This is a genomic window from Dorea sp. AF36-15AT (genome assembly GCF_003477705.1).
Classification (GTDB): Bacteria; Bacillota; Clostridia; order Lachnospirales; family Lachnospiraceae; genus Claveliimonas; species Claveliimonas ammoniilytica.
Map to the genome: position 1 here is coordinate 1 of NZ_QUDV01000018.1, position 2,561 is coordinate 2,561.

2 protein-coding genes are annotated in these 2,561 nt (G+C 37.9%); both read right to left on the minus strand.

The window, feature by feature from the left end; all coding sequences use genetic code 11:
• Window positions 1-276 precede the first annotated feature (276 nt).
• The gene (locus DWZ93_RS14535; RefSeq protein ID WP_420314729.1) at window positions 277-1,452 is read right to left on the minus strand and encodes an IS91 family transposase; all 1,176 of its coding nucleotides are present in this window, start codon (window positions 1,450-1,452) and stop codon (window positions 277-279) included.
• Window positions 1,453-1,454: 2 nt separating this feature from the next.
• Window positions 1,455-2,297 carry a tyrosine-type recombinase/integrase gene (locus DWZ93_RS14540; protein WP_117823637.1) on the minus strand — a complete coding sequence of 281 codons (843 nt, stop codon included), beginning with the start codon at window positions 2,295-2,297 and terminating at the stop codon, window positions 1,455-1,457.
• Window positions 2,298-2,561: the final 264 nt, after the last annotated feature.

Here is a 2,561-nt window from a genome sequence, read left to right on the forward strand (position 1 = left end):
AAACTGTTAAGGAAACAATCGGAGTTGGTGTAAACGAAAAAGCAGCCTTGAGTTCTGATAAAAACTGCCCTTTCGTTTACATCAATTTCGATTTTACCTTGGTGAACAAAGTCGCGTCCCTTTAGCCGATAGCTATGGGGATTCAATCGTTGCTCTTTTCCTTAAGTTTATCATACCGGATGTTTTGGTAAAAGTTTTTTTCTTCAAGAAATCAATTTCAGGCATGACAAACAAACCTCCTATGCGGAAGTCATTTATTCTATGCAATTGTAGATTTTAACATCTCATATGTGCACGAAAAGAAGAACTGTATTTATCTTTGCGGGGTGATACCATATTCCCTCCGCAAGAAGAACATTTGCATACATCGATATTATACAAAACCTTTATCATTTCTACTGCATTTAGATTTTTTAATGTAGAAATGTATTTCTTACATCCAAGCAGGTTTCTGCAGTGAGTTATCTTTTTTCTCTTGTTTCTACATGATAGCAGACCATAGTGCCGGATTCTGACAAATCGTTTGGGAGGAACATGCATCATGAATCGACGGATGAATTCTTCTCCTGAAATTGTTTTCTCTTTCCAGCAGCCTTCGTTTTTATAGTCTTTTACTACATATGTAACTGTCGTATCTGTCATGGATTTGATTCGATGATTACTGATTGCTATCCTGTGGGTATATTTTCCAAGATAATTGATAACCGACTGTGCACCATTGAAAGTTTCTTTACAGTAAGTGACCCAGTTCTTTTCATAACACTTATCAAGAAGTTCTTTAAAACGATAGCTGTTCTGATATTTCTCTGCTGTACCATGAAATTTAAGCTTAGAATCATTCCACAGGCTTTTTAACTCATCCATATATTTTCCACGAAACACTTTTGAGATAACACCATATGGGAGAAAAAATTTTCCACCTGTATCTTTCCAGTTGTTTTCATCATCAAGTCCACCTCCAAGAACAATGGTATGAATATGCGGATGATAATTCATTGCAGAACCCCAGGTATGAAGAATACAGATATACCCTATATTAGCTCCTAGATACTTTGCGTCTTTTGCCAATTCATTCAAGGTTGCTGAGGCAGCATGATACAGTGCATCATACAACAGCTTCTGGTTGCTGTAAATGATGGAATTCAATTCATCAGGAACTGTGAATACTACATGATAATAAGGTGCATCAAGTACATTCTCTTTTTGTGCATCAATCCATTTCTCTTTCGGAAACTCCTGGCACATGGGACAGCATCTGCTTCTGCAGGAGTTATTATGAATGCTGATACATCCGCAGTCTTCACAAACACTGATGTTTACACCAAAAGCGCCTGTTTTACAGTTCATGATATGATAAGCTGTTTTTCTATGATGAGCAGGAGGGCTATTCCTCTTTTCATAAGAAGGATAAAACCGTTCAAATACATCTTGTATCGTACATGATTTCTCCATAATCATTCACCGCCCATCTCATCAAATGGACTCCTAATTCCAAGCAGAGTTTTATTGCTTACATGCAGATAAACCTCTGTTGATTTTGGATCACGATGTCCCAGAAGCGCTTGAATATATTTTACATCACAGCCGGATTCAAACAGATGACTTGCAAAGCTGTGACGTAAACAATGCGTGGAGACGTGTTTCTGAATGCCTGCTCTTTTGGTACTTTCACGAAAAAACTGAATGACACTATCTTTTGTAAGATAATCCCCTGTCCATGAACTTGGGAACAAAATCCCTCTTGGTCTGCCACATTGAAACCAGTATTCTGTCAGTATCTCGAGCGTCCGGTCTGCAAGCAAAGTATAACGATCAGAGCGACTTTTCCCATCACGGATGTGTATGGTTTTGTTCTTGCGTGAAATATCATCATAATGAAGATGTGTGACTTCTGAAACACGTAGTCCGCCTGAATACATAGTAGCAATCATAGCTTTGTGTTTCAGATTTAGCGTAGCATCAAGAATAGCCGATATTTCTGCTTTTGTAAGCACTGTCGGTAACTTCCTGTCCCTTTTCATACGAGGTATGTCCTCATCGTCCCAATTCATCTTCAATACTTTCTTGTAAAAGAAGCGGATTCCTGAATGGTAGTGATTGTATGTTTCTGGTGAAATCCCGGAAAGTTTCTTTTCAGTTAGGAATATATCAACATCGTCAGTTGTTAATGCATCTATATCCTTGGCTGTGTGGTTCAAAAAATGAGCAACACTGGTACAGTATGCATGAATCGTGGAATCCTTGAGATTCCGTTTATTTGCAGCAGATCGAATCTGATTAAAAATTTCTTCGTACATAATAAAATCCTCCATGTAAAATCAGTAGTTAATGAAAAAACCTGCTTACATGGAGGTGCATTAGCATAATAAAACCGCTTGTCAGAAAAGCGGTCAAATGGTATTCTTTTCATAAGCAGTGGTGTCTTTCTGTATTGAATTGTTTTGTGTGGTAACTTTACAATATCAAATACTGGTAAGAATTGCCATTGCCTATTTTATTATTGAGAAAAAGAAAGCTGCGCCACAGCCTTGGCAGACCATCGCGCAGCGATTTTGTTCAAC